Genomic DNA, 14384 nt, shown 5'->3' with positions numbered 1-14384 from the left:
CGGCGGAACGGCGGGACGGACAGGGGCATTGAAGAGCTGGTCTGAGCGGGGGGGACTGGCACGCGCGGCGACCGGCCGCGCGGCGAAGCGCACCCGCGGCCAAATCGTTGGAGTCGCGCGCGCCTTCTGGCCCTTCGGGCGCTTGAAGGCGAACCGTCTGCTCTTCGCGCCGCACGACCTGCGCACCGCCGACCCGACGACGGCGAGCGACATCTATTCCGGCTATTTCGCCTTCGCCGGGCGCACCGTGAACAGCCATGGCGAATCGCCCTTCGAGATCGAACCGCCAACCGAGGCCTGGGCCGAGACACTGCTCGGCTTCTCCTGGCTTCGGCACCTGCGCGCCGCCGACAGCGCGATCGCCCGCGCCAATGCCCGCGCCTTGGTCGAGGAATTCCTCGCCAACAAGCATGATCGCGACGAGGTAGCTCGCCAACCAGCGGTAGCGGCCAGACGGCTGATCTCCTTTCTCTCGCATTCGCCGCTGCTGCTCGAAGGCGCCGACCATGTCTTCTACGAGCGCTTCCTCCGCCATATCGGGCAGACCACGGACCGGCTGCACCTGGCGCTCGCCGGAGCGGTCGAGGGCGTAGCGCGCCTGCAGTGCCTGATCGCAGTCTCCTTCGCCGCGGTCTGCCTCGACGGCCAGGAGCGCCGGCTGCGGCGCTTCGAGACCGCGCTATCGGACGAACTCGAACGCCAGATCCTGCCCGATGGCGGCCATCTCAGCCGCAACCCGCGCATCATCATCGAATTGCTGCTCGACCTCTTGCCGCTGCGCGAGACCTTTGCGGCGCGCGGCCTCGAACCGCCGCGCAGCATCATCATGGCGATCGACCGGATGATGCCGCATCTGCGCCTGTTCCGGCACGGCGACGGCGCTCTCGCGCTGTTCAACGGCATGGGCGCGACCCCGCCCGACCTGATGGCGACGCTTGCCGCCTATGACGACGCCCGCGGCCGGCCGATCGAGCATGCCGCCTATGCCGGCTATGACCGGCTCGCCGCCGGGCCGAGCACGGTGATCGTCGATGCCGGCCCGCCGCCGCGCGGCGCGAACTCGATCGAAGCCCATGCCGGCTGCCTGAGCTTCGAATTCTCCAGCGGCGCGCAGCGCCTTATCGTGAACTGCGGTGCCAGCCGCTATGGTGCGCCGGAGTTGCGGCTCGCCGCCCGCTCGACGGCGGCGCATTCGACCGTGACCCTCGACGACCGCTCGAGCTGCGTGTTCGGGCTGGTCCTTGGCGAGCGCCGCATCACAGCCGGGCCGGCCGACGTCCGCGCCGCCCGACAGGAGACCGAGCAAGGCGTCGAGTGGGTCGGCAGCCATGACGGCTACAAGCGCGCCTTCGGCGTCGTCCACACCCGCCGGCTGCTGCTCGCGCCGGGAGGCGGCGAACTGCTCGGCGAGGATGAGATCGGCGTCTCGCCCACCATGGCGAGCCTGCCCGCCGTCGCGCGCTTCCACCTTCATCCCGGCGTCACCGCCAGCCTGATCCGCGAAGGCGAAGGCGCCTTGCTGGCCCTGCCCTCCGGCGAGGTCTGGGCTTTCGAGGCGTCCGGCCTGACCGTCGCGCTGGAGGAAAGCATCTTCTTCGCCGCCGCCGACGGCAGGCGGCGCACCTCACAGCTGGTCATCGAATTCGACGCCGCCGCGACCCCGAAGATCATCTGGCGCATCGCCCGCCTGGGAACCGCTGCGCATCACGCAGGACCCGACCGGGAAGCCGAGATCGCGCTCGCCTTCCCGCCGATGAAACCGCCCTCCGAGGGCTGACCGTCGCCTCGGACAAGGCAAGCCTGCGCCCGTTGTGCTTTGCAGCGAGCCGCCGGCATGATAGGGCGCGCGCGAAACCTTTCGCGGTGCGCCGCGCAACTTTTGGATCTTTTTCCTCATGCCGAACGAACTTCGCCGCATCGAGCGCGCGCTGCTTTCCGTCTCCGACAAGACCGGCCTGATCGAGTTTGCGCGGGCGCTCTCACGCATGGGCATCGCTCTGGTCTCGACCGGCGGCACCGCCAAGGCGATCGCCGAAGCCGGGCTTGCGGTCACCGACGTCTCCGATCTGACCGGCTTCCCGGAGATGATGGACGGCCGCGTCAAGACGCTGCATCCCAAAGTCCATGGCGGCCTGCTCGCCATCCGCTCGCATCCCGAGCACCAGGCCTCGATGCTCGGCCACGGCATCAAGCCGATCGACCTCCTGGTGGTGAACCTCTATCCGTTCGAGGCGACCGTCGCGGCCGGCAAGCCCTATGACGACTGCATCGAGAACATCGACATCGGCGGTCCGGCGATGATCCGCGCCGCCGCCAAGAACCATCACGACGTCGCCGTCGTCGTCGAACCCGCCGACTATGCCGCCGTCCTCGCCGATCTCGAGGCCCATAAGGGTTCGACCACGCTGAGCCTGCGCCGCAAGCTCGCGCAAAAGGCCTATTCGCGCACCGCCGCCTATGATGCGGCGATCTCCAACTGGTTCGCCGGCGAGCTCGGCGACACCTCGCCGGCCTTCCGCGCGCTGGGCGGCGGCCTCGCCGAGACCATGCGCTATGGCGAGAACCCACATCAATGGGCCGCCTTCTACCGCACGCCGGAGCAGCGCCCGGGCGTCGCCACCGCGCGCCAGGTCCAGGGCAAGCAGCTCTCCTACAACAACATCAACGACACCGACGCCGCCTTCGAATGCGTCGCCGAGTTCGATCCGGCTCGCACCGCCGCCTGCGTCATCGTCAAGCATGCCAATCCCTGCGGCGTCGCCGAGGGCTCTTCGCTGCTCGAAGCCTATGAGCGCGCCCTCGCCTGCGATCCGGTTTCCGCCTTCGGCGGCATCGTCGCACTGAACCGCAAGCTCGACGCGGAAGCGGCGAAGAAGATCGTCGAGATCTTCACCGAGGTGATCATCGCCCCCGACGCGGATGAGGAGGCGATCGCAATCGTCGCCGCCAAGAAGAACCTGCGCCTGCTCCTGACCGGCGGCCTGCCTGACGTCCGCGCTGCCGGCCTTGCCCTGCGCACCGTCGCCGGCGGCTTCCTGGCGCAGGCGCGCGACAATGCCGTGGTCGACGACATGGAGCTGAAGGTCGTCACCAAGCGCCAGCCGAGCGAGGCCGAGCTCGCCGATCTGCGCTTCGCCTTCCGCGTCGCCAAGCACGTCAAGTCGAACGCCATCGTCTACGCCAAGAACCTCGCCACGGTCGGCGTCGGCGCCGGCCAGATGAGCCGCGTCGATTCCTCGCGCATCGCCGCCTGGAAGGCCGGCGAAGCCGCCAAGGCGGCCGGTGCGGCGGAGAGCCTGGCCAAGGGCGCGGTCGTCGCCTCCGACGCCTTCTTCCCCTTTGCCGACGGCCTGCTGGCGGCGGCGGAGGCCGGAGCGACCGCGGTGATCCAGCCCGGCGGCTCGATGCGCGATGACGAGGTGATCAAGGCCGCCGACGAGGCCGGCCTCGCCATGGTCTTCACCGGCCATCGCCATTTCAGGCACTGAGACGAGGCGCGGAGAAGCCGGATGCACACCGTCAAGGTCATCGCCGCCGGCTTCGCCCTGCTCGGCCTTCTGCTCCTGCTGGCGCCGCGCCTGAACACAGGCGGGCGCCATCCCGTGATCTTCGCGATGCGGTTGTTCATTCCGCTCTGGTTCGTCGCATCGGTGATCAACCTGATCGTCGGCATCAACAGTGCCGGCTACACCTTCCTGCAGGAGGCGCCGATCCTGCTCGTGGTCTTCGGCGTGCCGGCGGCGGTCGCCGCCCTGATCTGCTGGCGCTTCGATGGGAGAACACGGTGAGTCTGGCTTCGGTCCGCGCCTTCTTCGCGCAGCGCGCCCCCGATATCGAGATCCTCGAAACCGAAGGCAGCAGCGCAACCGTGACGCTCGCGGCCGAGGCCTTCGGCGTCGAGCCCGCCCGCATCGCCAAGACGCTGTCGCTGCGGCTTGGCGAGCGCATCGTGCTGCTGGTCACCCGCGGCGACGCGCGGCTCGACAACCGGAAGACCAAGGCGGCCTTCGGCACCAAGCCGCGCATGCTCGACCTCGAGGAAGTGGCGGCGATCACCGGCCATCCGGTCGGCGGGGTCTGCCCCTTCGGCTTGCTGAGCCCGCTGCAGGTCTATTGCGACGTCTCGTTGAAAGCCTTCGACGAGGTCGTGCCCGCCGCCGGTTCGACGCAGAGCGCCGTCCGGATCAGCCCTGAGCGGATGGTGGCGCTGACCGGCGCGGAATGGGTCGATGTCTGCCAGGAGCCTGCTGCTCAACAAGCCGAAAGCGCCGCCGCGCAACTGGCCTGAGGCCGCTCAGGCGCCGGCGCGCGCAATCAGCGCCATCGCTGCGGCGGGATTGCGGACCTTGTCGCCGCTGATCACATAGAGGAAGACGTCGCGCGGCTGCTTTTCGGCCGCCGGTGCGACCAGTTCGAGATCGCCAGGCGCATCGCCTCGCGCCCACTGGCGTGCACGCTCGGCCCAAGCGTCGAGCTGCGCTTCGGAATAGCCGTTGGGCTCGGCCTCCTTGGTCCCCATGATCCGGGCATAGACGAAAGGCGCGGTGACGTCGGCGATCTCGGGATACTCCGAATCCCCGGACGTGATCACCGCAACGCCGTACTCGCGCAGCAGGGCGACGAACTCGGCCGAGCGGAAGCTCGGATGGCGCACCTCGACGGCATGGCGCAGGGTGATGCCGTCAACCTCCTTGGGCAGCAGCTTGAGAAAGGCCTCGAAATCGGCGGGATCGAAGGCCTTCGTCGCCATGAACTGCCAGTTGATCGGGCCGAGCTTTTCCTTCAGCTCCGAAATGCCCGACGTGACGAACTTCTCGACCGACGGGCCAGCTTCGGCAAGGACGCGGCGATTGGTACAGAAGCGCGAGCCCTTCAGCGCGAAGACGAAGCCATCCGGCGTCTCAGCCCGCCATTTGGCGAAGCTCTCCGGCTTCTGCGAGCCGTAATAGGTGCCGTTGACCTCGATCGAGGTCAGCTTGCTGCCGGCATATTCGAGCTCACGCTTCTGCGGCAGCCCGTCCGGATAGAAAGCGCCGCGCCAGGGCTCGAACACCCAGCCGCCAATGCCGATGCGGATCGCGCCGCTGGATTTGCCGGGCATGTTCATTCTCCCATCTGCTCGCAGCGCGTCGCGCTCGCAATCCGCCGCCTCGTCGCTACACCGGTCCTGGCCGGCTTGATTCTCGCGACTATGACAGCTCAAGCGACGGAGCGCGTACTGCTTCCCTCGCTTTCCCGACAGAAGCTGTCAGCAGCGCATTGAAGAACGCCCCGCAGGAACGAACCTGCGAGGCGCTTGCGAGCTTGGTTGCGGGGCCGGCTACGGCCTTCCCGCCAGCGCTTCAGGCTAGAGCCCCTTAGGCAACCGCGGCGACCGAGGCCTCGTTGCCCGGCTCGCGTGCTTCCAGATCGGCCATAGCCGCCGCGACGCCGCCGCTGCGATGCGGGACGCCGGCTGCGGCCAGCCCCATCTCCACGCCCGACAGGGCACCGAGCAGGGCAAGCGCATTGCACTCGCCGAGATGACCGATGCGGAAGACCTTGCCGGCGACCTTGCCGAGGCCGGAGCCGAGCGAGATGTTGTACTTCTCCAGCGCGATCTTGCGGAAGCGGTCGGCGTCATGGCTCGGCGGCATCAGCACGGCGGTGAGCACCGGCGAGTGCTCGGCCGGGTTCTCGCAGAGCACCTCAAGCCCCCAGGCCTTTACCGCGGCGCGGCAGGCGCTGGCGAGGCGCTGATGGCGGGAAAAGACCTCGTCCAGCCCTTCCTCCTGCAGCATGGCGAGCGCCTCCTTCAGCCCGTAGAGGAGGTTGGTCGCCGGCGTATAGGGGAAGAAGCCGCCGGCATTGATCTTGATCATCTCCTCCCAGTCCCAGAAGGAACGCGGCAGCTTGTTGGTCTTCGAGGCCGCGAGCGCCTTCTCCGAGACGGCGTTGAAGCCGAGGCCCGGCGGCAGCATGAGCCCCTTCTGCGAGCCGGAGACGGTGACATCGACCTGCCACTCGTCATGGCGGTAGTCGACCGAGGCCAGCGACGAGATCGTGTCGACCATGAACAGGGCCGGGTGGCCGGCAGCGTCGATCGCCTTGCGGATCTCGGCGACGCGGCTGGTCGCGCCGGTCGAGGTCTCGTTATGGACGACCATCACCGCCTTGATCTTGCGGGCCTTGTCCTCGGCGAGCCGCGCCTCGATCGCGGCCGGGTCGGCGCCGCGGCGCCAGTCGCCCGGGATGAACTCGACCTCGACGCCGAAGCGCGTGGCGATGTTCTTCCACAAGGTCGCGAAATGGCCGGTTTCGGCCATCAGCACGGTGTCGCCCGGGGAAAGCGTGTTGACGATCGCCGCCTCCCAGGCGCCGGTGCCGGAGGAGGGGTAGATCACCACGGGCTGCTTCGTCTTGAAGACGGCCTTGCTGCCTTCGAGCACATGCTTGCCTAGCGCGGCGAACTCGGCGCTGCGGTGGTCGATGATCGGCATCGCGATGGCGCGCAGGATCCGGTCCGGAATTGGGCTCGGGCCGGGAATATGCAGGAAATGCCGACCCTGTTGTGCGCTCATGATGCTATCCTCTGCCAACCCGTCTGATCCGGCCGCAAGCCTGCGCCGTGTGGCTGGGTTTCATTTTGCATTCATTTTTTTCTTTGGCAATCTCTGGATCGTGCTCATTTCGAGCGCGCGGGGTCTCGACACCGCTATGTCGTTGAACTAGCGATTATTTATGATGAGCATGGTTCTGGATGCGCGCAAAGGCGCCGCCGCCGAAGCTGACCCGAGCGGACCTGCAACGGGAGAGGCCCCGCGCGCCCCGGTCTCGTTGCATGGCGAATTGCTCGCAGCGCTGCGCGACTATCTCGTCGAGGGCAATCTCGCCGACGGCGCCCGCGTTCCGGAAAGGCTGCTCTGCGACCGTTTCGGAATCTCGCGGACGCCGCTGCGCGAGGCGCTCAAGGTCCTCGCCGCCGAGGGGCTGATCGAGCTCCTGCCCAATCGCGGCGCGCGTGTGCGGGCGCTCAGCGCCGATGATCTGCGCGAGCTGTTCGATGTGATGGGCGGCCTCGAATCCCTGGCCGGGCGGCTCGCCTGCGAGCGCGTCAGCGACGAGGAGGTCGCGGAGATCGAGCGGGTCCATCACGAGATGTACCGCTTCTATCTGCGCCGCGACATGCACGGCTATTTCCAGTGCAATCAGGAAATCCACCACATGATCGTCGCGGCGGCGGGCAATGCGACGCTGGCCGCGACCTATGCCAGCTTCGCGGGCCGCATCCGGCGGGTACGCTATTCGGCCAACCTCGCCACCGATCGCGACCGCTGGGGCGAGGCGATGCGCGAGCATGAGGCGATTCTCGACGCTTTGCGGCGCCGCGCCGGCAGCGAGCTCAGCGACATCCTGTTCATGCATCTGCGCAACAAGCGCAAGGCTGCCGAACAGCGAAGCGTGAGCGAGGCGGCGGAGGTGGAGTCCGAAGACTGAGACTCTGCGCGCCTCGGCGCGCTTGCATTGTCGGGATTGCCGGAGCGGTTCTGCGCGAGTTGAGGTCGGCGCGATCGCGCTTGCCCGGCTGGCGTCGCGATGATGGCGTGCACTCCGGAGCAATTTTCGCCTTCAATCTCGCTGCGGTCATTTTTCGGATTGAATGCAAAATTTTTTGGTTCTAGGCTTCCCCTTACGACGCCGACAGAGCGCCACAGAGGGAGGTTCGGATCATCATGAAGCAGCATCTGCTTGCCGCATGCGCGGTTCTGGCAATCGGAGCGACGCCGGCCCTGGCCTGGGAGCCGAGCAAGGCGATCGAGATCGTCGTGCCCTTCTCCGCCGGTGGCGCCTCCGACCAGATGGCGCGGACGATGCAAGGCATCATCCAGAAGCACAACCTGACCTCGCAGCCAGTCATCGTCGTCAACAAGCCGGCCGCCGGCGGCGCCGAAGGCATGCTCGACATTCAGAAATCGTCAGGCGACCCCCATAAGCTGATCACCACCTCGAGCGGCATCTTCATGACGCCGATGGCGACCAAGCTGCCGCTGAACTGGCAGGACTACACGCCGGTCGCGATGATGGCGCAGGATTCCTTCGTGCTCTGGGTCAATGCCAAGGCGCCATACCAGAATGCCGGCGACTTCATGACCGCGGCCAAGGCGGCCACGCCGCCGCTGAAGGTCGGCGGCACCTCGTCCAAGCGTGAGGACAACCTGATCGTCTTCGCGATGGAGAAGGCCGGCGGCGTCAAGTTCGCCTTCATCCCGCACACCAGCGGCGGCCAGACCTCGACCCAGCTCTCTGGCAATCATATCGACGCCAGCACCAACAACCCCGCCGAGGATGTCGCCAACTGGCGCGGCGGCGCGACCCGCCCGCTCTGCGTCTTCTCCGACCAGAAGATGACCTATTCGACCCCGGTCGCCGACGGAAAATCCTGGGCGGACATTCCGACCTGCGCCTCCCAGGGGCTGAACGTCACCTACCAGATGCTGCGCGGCATGTTCATGCCGGGCAAGGTCACCAAGGACCAGCAGGCCTACTACGTGAACCTGTTCAAGAAGGTCTCCGAGACGCCCGAATGGAAGGACTACCTGGCGCGCAGCGCTCTGGTCGCCGACTACCGCGACGGCGACGCTTTCGTGCAATTCCTCAAGGCTGACGAGGAGAAGCACGCCAAGCTGATGGGCGACGCCGGCTTCATGGCCAAGTGAGGCCAACTCAGCGTGGAAGCGCTCCGCCGTCATTCCGGGCAGAGCGAAGCGGAGGCCCGGAATCCATCTTAGGGCAGCGCCTTGTGATGGATCCCGGATCGGCGCCGCTACACGGCTGGTCCGGGATGACCGAGCGGGAGATGATCGATGTCGAGTTCAGCTGAGACCGAAGCTCCGGAACGCGGCATCTCCCGCCGCCCGGTCGAAATCGCCACGGCCGCCATCCTGATCGGCCTCGGCCTGATCGTGCTCTGGGATTCCTATGGCCGCGGTGCCGGCTGGGATAACGGCCCGCAAAACGGCTTCTTCCCGGCCCGCGTCGGCTGGCTCTTCCTCGCCGCGTCGCTGTTCATCCTGTTCCAGTCGTTCCGCGCCGAGAACAAGGTCTTCGTGACCTATGCGCAGCTGGGGCAGGTGGTGCGGGTGCTCGGGCCGCTGATCGTCTTCGTCGCACTGATCCAGCCGCTCGGGCTCTACGTCGCTTCCGCCGTCTTCATCCTCGTCTTCATGGGCGTGATCGCGACTTCGCGCTGGTGGAGCATCGCGCTCACCGCGCTGCTCGTACCGCTCGCCTGTTTCTGGATCTTCGAGCTGCAGTTCCGCGTGCCCCTGCCCAAGGGCCCGCTCGAAGCCATGCTCGGCTACTGAGGTTTCGCCGATGGATGATCTTTCCTCGCTGATCACCGGCTTTCAGATCGCGCTGTCCTGGCAGAATATCGGCTTCATGGCGATCGGGGTCATCCTCGGCATCGTCGTCGGCGTGCTGCCGGGGCTGGGTGGCCCGAACGGCGTCGCGATCCTCCTGCCGCTGACCTTCGGCATGGACCCGACCTCGGCGATCATCCTGCTCTCCTCGATCTACTGGGGCGCGCTGTTCGGTGGGGCAATCACCTCGATCCTGTTCAACATCCCCGGCGAGGCCTGGTCGGTGGCGACCACCTTCGACGGCTATCCGATGGCGGTGCAGGGCAAGGCGGCGGAAGCGCTGACCGCAGCCTTCACCGCCTCCTTCATCGGGGCGCTCTCGGGCGTCATCCTGATCACCTTCGTCGCGCCGCTCGTCGCCCAGTTCGCGCTGCGCTTCGGGCCAGCCGAGTTCTTCGCCGTCTTCCTCCTGACCTTCTGCTCCTTCATCGGCATGGGCCGCGAGAACCGGGCCAAGATCCTGGCCTCGCTCTGCATCGGCTTCCTGCTCGCGGCCGTCGGTCTCGACTCGATCTCCGGCGACCTGCGCATGACCTTCGGCTCGACCGAGCTGATGCGCGGCTTCGACTTCCTGATCGTGGTGATCGGCCTGTTCGGTGTTTCCGAGATCCTGCTGACCGTCGAGGAAGGCTTGGTCTTCAAGGGCAAGCAGGCGCGGATCGACCTGATGGTCGTGCTGCGCACCTGGGCCGGGCTGCCGCGCTATTGGGCGACGCTGATCCGTTCCTCGCTGGTCGGCATGTGGATGGGCGTGACGCCGGGCGGCGCCATCGCCGCATCCTTCATGGGCTACGGCCTCGCCAAGCGCTTCTCGAAGCGCGGCAAGAACTTCGGCAAGGGTGAGATCGAGGGCGTGCTGGCGCCGGAGACGGCGGCGCATGCGGCGGGCACCAGCGCGCTCCTGCCGATGCTGGCCCTCGGCATTCCCGGCTCGGCGACGGCCGCCGTGCTGCTCGGCGGCCTCCTGGTATGGGGACTGCAGCCCGGGCCGATGCTGTTCGTCGAGCAGAAGGATTTTGTCTGGGGCCTGATCGCCTCGATGTATCTCGGCAATCTCGCCGGGCTGATCATCGTGCTCGCGACCGTGCCGCTCTTCGCGGCGATCATGCGCGTGCCCTTCTCCTTCGTCGCGCCGGTGATCCTGATCGTCTGCGCCATCGGCGCCTATACGATCTCGAACTCGATCTTCGACATCTGGCTGATGCTGATCTTCGGCGTCATCGGCTACGTCTTCAAGAAGCTCGACTATCCGCTGGCGCCGCTGGTTCTGGCGCTGGTGCTCGGCGACCGGGCCGAGGATGCCTTCCGCCAGGCCCTGCTCGGCTCCGGCGGAAGCCTGCACGTCTTCATCGCCAATGGCCTGGTAACGACCCTCGTCGTACTCGCCATGATCCTGCTGCTCTGGGGGCCGGTCTCGGACCTGATCGCCACGGCGCGCGGCCGCCATGCCGGTAAGGCGGCGGAGGCCGCCGAGTAGTCATGCCGGCTTCGGAAAGAACCGCCATCTTCCCGGATAGGCCGCAAGACCGCGCCGCTCCGGGATCCATCACGGAGCGCCGGGATTTACGATGGATCCCGGCGCGCCACTTCGCTACGGCCGGGATGACGGCTCACTTTAGAATTGGCTAGCAGAACGATGACCCACGCAGCCCCCCTGACCAAGCAGGGCTCTCGCAATCTCGGGCTGGAGCGGCGTCTCTCGCAGTCGCTGGAAGGGGAGGTGCGCTTCGACGCCTTCACCCGCGGGCGCTACGCCACTGACGCCTCGATCTACCAGATCATTCCGCAGGGCGTGGCCTTCCCGAAGAGCGAGGCCGACATCGCCGCGGCGCTGACGATCGCGGCCGAGCACGGCGTGCCGGTGATCGCGCGCGGCGGCGGCACCTCGCAGAACGGTCAGCCGATCGGCGATGCTCTGATCCTCGACATGAGCCGGCATTTCAACGCGATCCGGGATTATGATCCGGCGAGCCGCACCGTCTCGGTCGCGCCCGGCATCGTGCTGGAAGCGCTCAACACCCATGTGAAGAAGGACGGGCTGTTCTTCCCGGTCGAGCCCTCGACGGCGAGCCGCTGCACGATCGGCGGCATGGCCGGCAACAACTCGTCCGGCGCGCGCTCGCTGCGCTACGGCAAGATGGTCGACAATGTCATCGGCCTCAGGGCGCAGTTCCATGACGGCGAGGCTTTCGCACTCGGCGACGGACCACTCGGCGACAATGCCTCGGTCCGGACGCGCGATCTGATGACGCGGATGCTGGCGCTGGCGGATGGTCATCGCGACGCGATCGAGGCGATCTTCCCAAAGGTGCAGCGCCGTGTCGGCGGCTATAATCTCGACGAGCTGATCGTGCCGCGGCCGAATCTGTCGCACCTCTTGGTCGGCTCGGAAGGCACGCTCGCCATCACCACCGAGGCGACCCTGAAGCTCTCGACGCTGCCGGCGCACCGCGTCATGGGCGTCTGCCATTTCCCGAATTTTCGCGCCGCGATGGAGACGACGCAGCATATCGTCGCGCTCGGGCCGGTCGCAGTCGAGCTCGTCGACAACAATGTGCTGGTGCTCGGCGCCGACATTCCGCTCTTCGTGCGCACGCTCGCCGACATCACCAAGGGCAAGCCGAACTGCCTGCTCTTGGTCGAGTTCGCCGGCGACGACCTCGACGCGCTGAAGCGCGATCTGAAGCGCCTCGACCAGTGCATGGCTGATCATGGCTTTCCGGACGCGGTGGTCGAGGTGGTCGAGCCGGCCCGGCAGAAGCCGGTCTGGGAGGTGCGCGAGGCCTGCCTCAACATCATGATGTCGATGAAGGGTGACGGGAAGCCTGTCTCCTTCATCGAGGACTGCGCCGTTCCGCTCGAGCACCTCGCCGACTACACCGATGCGGTGACCGCCTTGTTCGAGCGGCATGGCACGCGCGGCACCTGGTATGCCCACGCCTCGGTCGGCTGCCTGCATGTCCGCCCGATCCTCAACATGAAGACCGAAGCCGGCGTCAAGGCGATGCGCGGCATCGCCGAAGAGGCCTGCGACCTCGTGCGCCGCTTCAAGGGCTCCTATTCCGGCGAGCATGGCGACGGCATCTCGCGCTCCGACTTCGTCGAGCCGATGTTCGGGGCGCCGCTCACCCGCGCCTTCGAGGCGGTGAAGGACGGTTTCGACCCGGAGAACCGGCTGAACCCCGGCAAGGTCGTCCGGCCCTATCATATGGACGACCGCAGCCTGATGCGCTTTCCACCGGGCTACGCCACGCCGGCTCCGGTTTCGACCGCGCTCGACTGGTCCGACTGGGGCGGCCTCGGCGGTGCGGTCGAGATGTGCAACAATAACGGCACCTGTCGGAAGATGGCCGGCGGCACGATGTGCCCCTCCTGGCGCGCGACGCGCGAGGAACAGCACCTGACGCGCGGACGCGCCAACTCGTTGCGCCTCGCGATTTCCGGCCAGCTCGGGCCGGACGCCTTCACCTCGCCGGAGATGAAGGAGACGCTCGATCTCTGCGTCTCCTGCAAGGGCTGCAAGCGCGACTGCCCGACCGGCGTCGACATGGCCCGTATGAAGGTCGAGTTCCTGCATCATTACCATGCCGAGCACGGCCTGCCGCTGAAGGAACGGCTGATCGCCTTCCTGCCGCGCTATGCGCCTTATGCGGCAAAGCTCGCGCCGCTGATGAACCTGCGCGACCGGATTCCGCTTCTGGCGAAGCTCAGCGAAAGCTGGCTCGGCTTCTCGGCGCGGCGCTCGCTGCCGATCTGGCGCAAGCCCTGGCGCGAGGCGGCCGAGCCGTCGAACGTGTCTGCCGTCAAGGGCGATGGCCGGGACATCGTGCTCTTCGGCGATACCTTCAACCGCTATTTCGAGCGCGAGAATCTGGAGGCGGCCGAGCGCGTGCTCGCCGCCGGCGGCTATCGCCTGCATCGTGTCGCGGCCAAGGATGGCGGCCGGCCGCTCTGCTGCGGGCGTACCTTCCTCTCGGCCGGGCTGGTCGATGAGGCCCGCGCCGAGGCGCGTCGGACGCTCGATGCGCTCGCGCCCTTCGTCGCCAAGGGCGCGCGGGTGGTCGGGCTCGAACCCTCCTGCCTGATGAGCTTCCGCGACGAGTTCGGCGCGCTCCTGCCCAAGGCGGAGGTCGAGCCCTTGGCCAAGGCGGCGCTGCTGGTCGAGGAGCTGCTCGCTGCCGACATGGCCGCGGGCAAGACCGCCCTGCCATTGCAAGATCAGGGCGGGCGCGTTGCCCATCTGCACGGGCATTGCCACCAGAAGGCCTTCGACGCGATGGGCGCGGTCGAGAAGACCTTGCGGGCAGTGCCGGGGCTGGAGGTCAAGCCGATCGAGTCGAGCTGCTGCGGCATGTCCGGCGCCTTCGGCTACGGCGCCGCGACCATCGACGTCTCGCTCGCCATGGGCGAACTCTCGCTGCTGCCGGCGGTGCGCAAGGCGGGTCCGAACGATCTCGTCGTCGCCGACGGCACGAGCTGCCGCCACCAGATCCATGACGGCGCCGGCCGCGAGGCCGTGCATGTCGTGCGCGTGCTGGCGGATGCTTTGGAACGGGAGTGACGCACCCAGGCCCGGTTCACCGATCTCCGGAGCGTCACCGGCGACGTCAGGCGGCTCGAGCTGCCCAGGCCATTACGCGGCAGGGTCGTAGTGGCGGCGGCGCGGAGCGGCTGAAGCGAAGGTCGGCGGCCCGAGACGCTGTCGGGCTCGGGCCGTGGCCTTGCGACGAAGGAAGGACGCCGCGGGGGCTTCAGACCGGTCTGCGCTGCATCAGGAATTGCTTCAGAAACGCAAAAACCCCATCTCGCGAGGAGATGGGGTTCTTACTAATTTTGGTTGCGGGGGCAGGATTTGAACCTACGACCTTCAGGTTATGAGCCTGACGAGCTACCGGGCTGCTCCACCCCGCGTCAAATCATCCCGCTTTGACCGACGACTTCATTGGTCAAAGCGTTCTGAACTTCATCATTGTCTTGAGGGAT

The 14384-nt window shown here is 67.1% G+C and carries 11 protein-coding genes and 1 tRNA gene; 9 read left to right on the top strand and 3 right to left on the bottom strand.

The annotated features are described in order from the left end of the window. The first annotated feature begins 28 nt into the window (after window positions 1-28). The 4 genes from DK26_RS25950 (at window position 29) to DK26_RS25935 (ending at window position 4288) form a co-directional block, all read left to right on the top strand. Window positions 29-1777: a heparinase II/III family protein gene (locus DK26_RS25950; RefSeq protein ID WP_066479092.1), complete on the top strand. Its 1749-nt coding sequence runs from the start codon at window positions 29-31 to the stop codon at window positions 1775-1777. A gap of 118 nt (window positions 1778-1895) precedes the next feature. Next, window positions 1896-3488: a bifunctional phosphoribosylaminoimidazolecarboxamide formyltransferase/IMP cyclohydrolase gene (gene purH, locus DK26_RS25945; RefSeq protein WP_066479089.1), complete on the top strand. Its 1593-nt coding sequence runs from the start codon at window positions 1896-1898 to the stop codon at window positions 3486-3488. A 21-nt stretch (window positions 3489-3509) separates the two neighbouring features. Beyond that, on the top strand, window positions 3510-3788 hold the full coding sequence (locus tag DK26_RS25940; protein WP_066479086.1) for a hypothetical protein: 279 nt from the start codon (window positions 3510-3512) through the stop codon (window positions 3786-3788). Next, complete coding sequence (locus DK26_RS25935) at window positions 3785-4288, top strand: YbaK/EbsC family protein (protein ID WP_066479084.1); 504 nt, start codon at window positions 3785-3787, stop codon at window positions 4286-4288. The genes DK26_RS25940 and DK26_RS25935 overlap by 4 nt, the downstream gene beginning before the upstream one ends. 6 nt (window positions 4289-4294) lie before the next feature. Here DK26_RS25935 and DK26_RS25930 read toward each other — a convergent pair whose 3' ends face one another. Together DK26_RS25930 and DK26_RS25925 are read right to left on the bottom strand one after the other, a co-directional pair. After that, window positions 4295-5101, bottom strand: coding sequence for a DUF72 domain-containing protein (locus DK26_RS25930; protein ID WP_066479590.1), 807 nt, complete (start codon window positions 5099-5101; stop codon window positions 4295-4297). Window positions 5102-5357: 256 nt separating this feature from the next. Next, window positions 5358-6560, bottom strand: a complete 1203-nt coding sequence (locus DK26_RS25925) for an aminotransferase class V-fold PLP-dependent enzyme (protein WP_066479083.1) — start codon at window positions 6558-6560, stop codon at window positions 5358-5360. Window positions 6561-6723: 163 nt separating this feature from the next. On the opposite strand from DK26_RS25925, the gene DK26_RS25920 reads away from it, so the two are divergent. From DK26_RS25920 to DK26_RS25900, 5 genes are all read left to right on the top strand, one after another. Then, window positions 6724-7476 carry a GntR family transcriptional regulator gene (locus DK26_RS25920; RefSeq protein ID WP_248310110.1) on the top strand — a complete coding sequence of 251 codons (753 nt, stop codon included), beginning with the start codon at window positions 6724-6726 and terminating at the stop codon, window positions 7474-7476. A gap of 236 nt (window positions 7477-7712) precedes the next feature. Beyond that, window positions 7713-8696: a tripartite tricarboxylate transporter substrate-binding protein gene (locus DK26_RS25915; protein WP_066479082.1), complete on the top strand. Its 984-nt coding sequence runs from the start codon at window positions 7713-7715 to the stop codon at window positions 8694-8696. A gap of 147 nt (window positions 8697-8843) precedes the next feature. Then, the gene (locus DK26_RS25910; protein ID WP_066479080.1) at window positions 8844-9344 is read left to right on the top strand and encodes a tripartite tricarboxylate transporter TctB family protein; all 501 of its coding nucleotides are present in this window, start codon (window positions 8844-8846) and stop codon (window positions 9342-9344) included. 10 nt (window positions 9345-9354) lie between these two features. Next, window positions 9355-10878: a tripartite tricarboxylate transporter permease gene (locus DK26_RS25905; protein ID WP_066479077.1), complete on the top strand. Its 1524-nt coding sequence runs from the start codon at window positions 9355-9357 to the stop codon at window positions 10876-10878. Window positions 10879-11037: 159 nt separating this feature from the next. Continuing rightward, window positions 11038-13962 (top strand): FAD-binding and (Fe-S)-binding domain-containing protein, encoded by a 2925-nt coding sequence (locus tag DK26_RS25900; protein ID WP_066479075.1) that lies wholly within the window; start codon window positions 11038-11040, stop codon window positions 13960-13962. A gap of 273 nt (window positions 13963-14235) precedes the next feature. Here DK26_RS25900 and DK26_RS25895 read toward each other — a convergent pair. After that, window positions 14236-14312 (bottom strand) — tRNA-Met (locus DK26_RS25895). Window positions 14313-14384 lie beyond the last annotated feature (72 nt).

The sequence above is a fragment of the Allobosea sp. WAO genome, assembly GCF_001509835.1.
GTDB lineage: Bacteria > Pseudomonadota > Alphaproteobacteria > Rhizobiales > Beijerinckiaceae > Allobosea.
The sequence above is the reverse complement of the archived record's forward strand: the minus strand, read 5'-3'. Positions and strand labels throughout refer to the sequence as shown.

Bases quoted from the DNA above. Each gene is read 5' to 3' on its own strand.
- purH (WP_066479089.1), top strand. From the start codon at position 1,896: ATGCCGAACGAACTTCGCCGCATCGAGCGCGCGCTGCTTTCCGTCTCC.
- DK26_RS25940 (WP_066479086.1), top strand. From the start codon at position 3,510: ATGCACACCGTCAAGGTCATCGCCGCCGGCTTCGCCCTGCTCGGCCTT.
- DK26_RS25930 (WP_066479590.1), bottom strand. From the start codon at position 5,101: ATGCCCGGCAAATCCAGCGGCGCGATCCGCATCGGCATTGGCGGCTGG.
- DK26_RS25925 (WP_066479083.1), bottom strand. From the start codon at position 6,560: ATGAGCGCACAACAGGGTCGGCATTTCCTGCATATTCCCGGCCCGAGC.
- DK26_RS25920 (WP_248310110.1), top strand. From the start codon at position 6,724: ATGAGCATGGTTCTGGATGCGCGCAAAGGCGCCGCCGCCGAAGCTGAC.
- DK26_RS25915 (WP_066479082.1), top strand. From the start codon at position 7,713: ATGAAGCAGCATCTGCTTGCCGCATGCGCGGTTCTGGCAATCGGAGCG.
- DK26_RS25910 (WP_066479080.1), top strand. From the start codon at position 8,844: ATGTCGAGTTCAGCTGAGACCGAAGCTCCGGAACGCGGCATCTCCCGC.
- DK26_RS25905 (WP_066479077.1), top strand. From the start codon at position 9,355: ATGGATGATCTTTCCTCGCTGATCACCGGCTTTCAGATCGCGCTGTCC.
- DK26_RS25900 (WP_066479075.1), top strand. From the start codon at position 11,038: ATGACCCACGCAGCCCCCCTGACCAAGCAGGGCTCTCGCAATCTCGGG.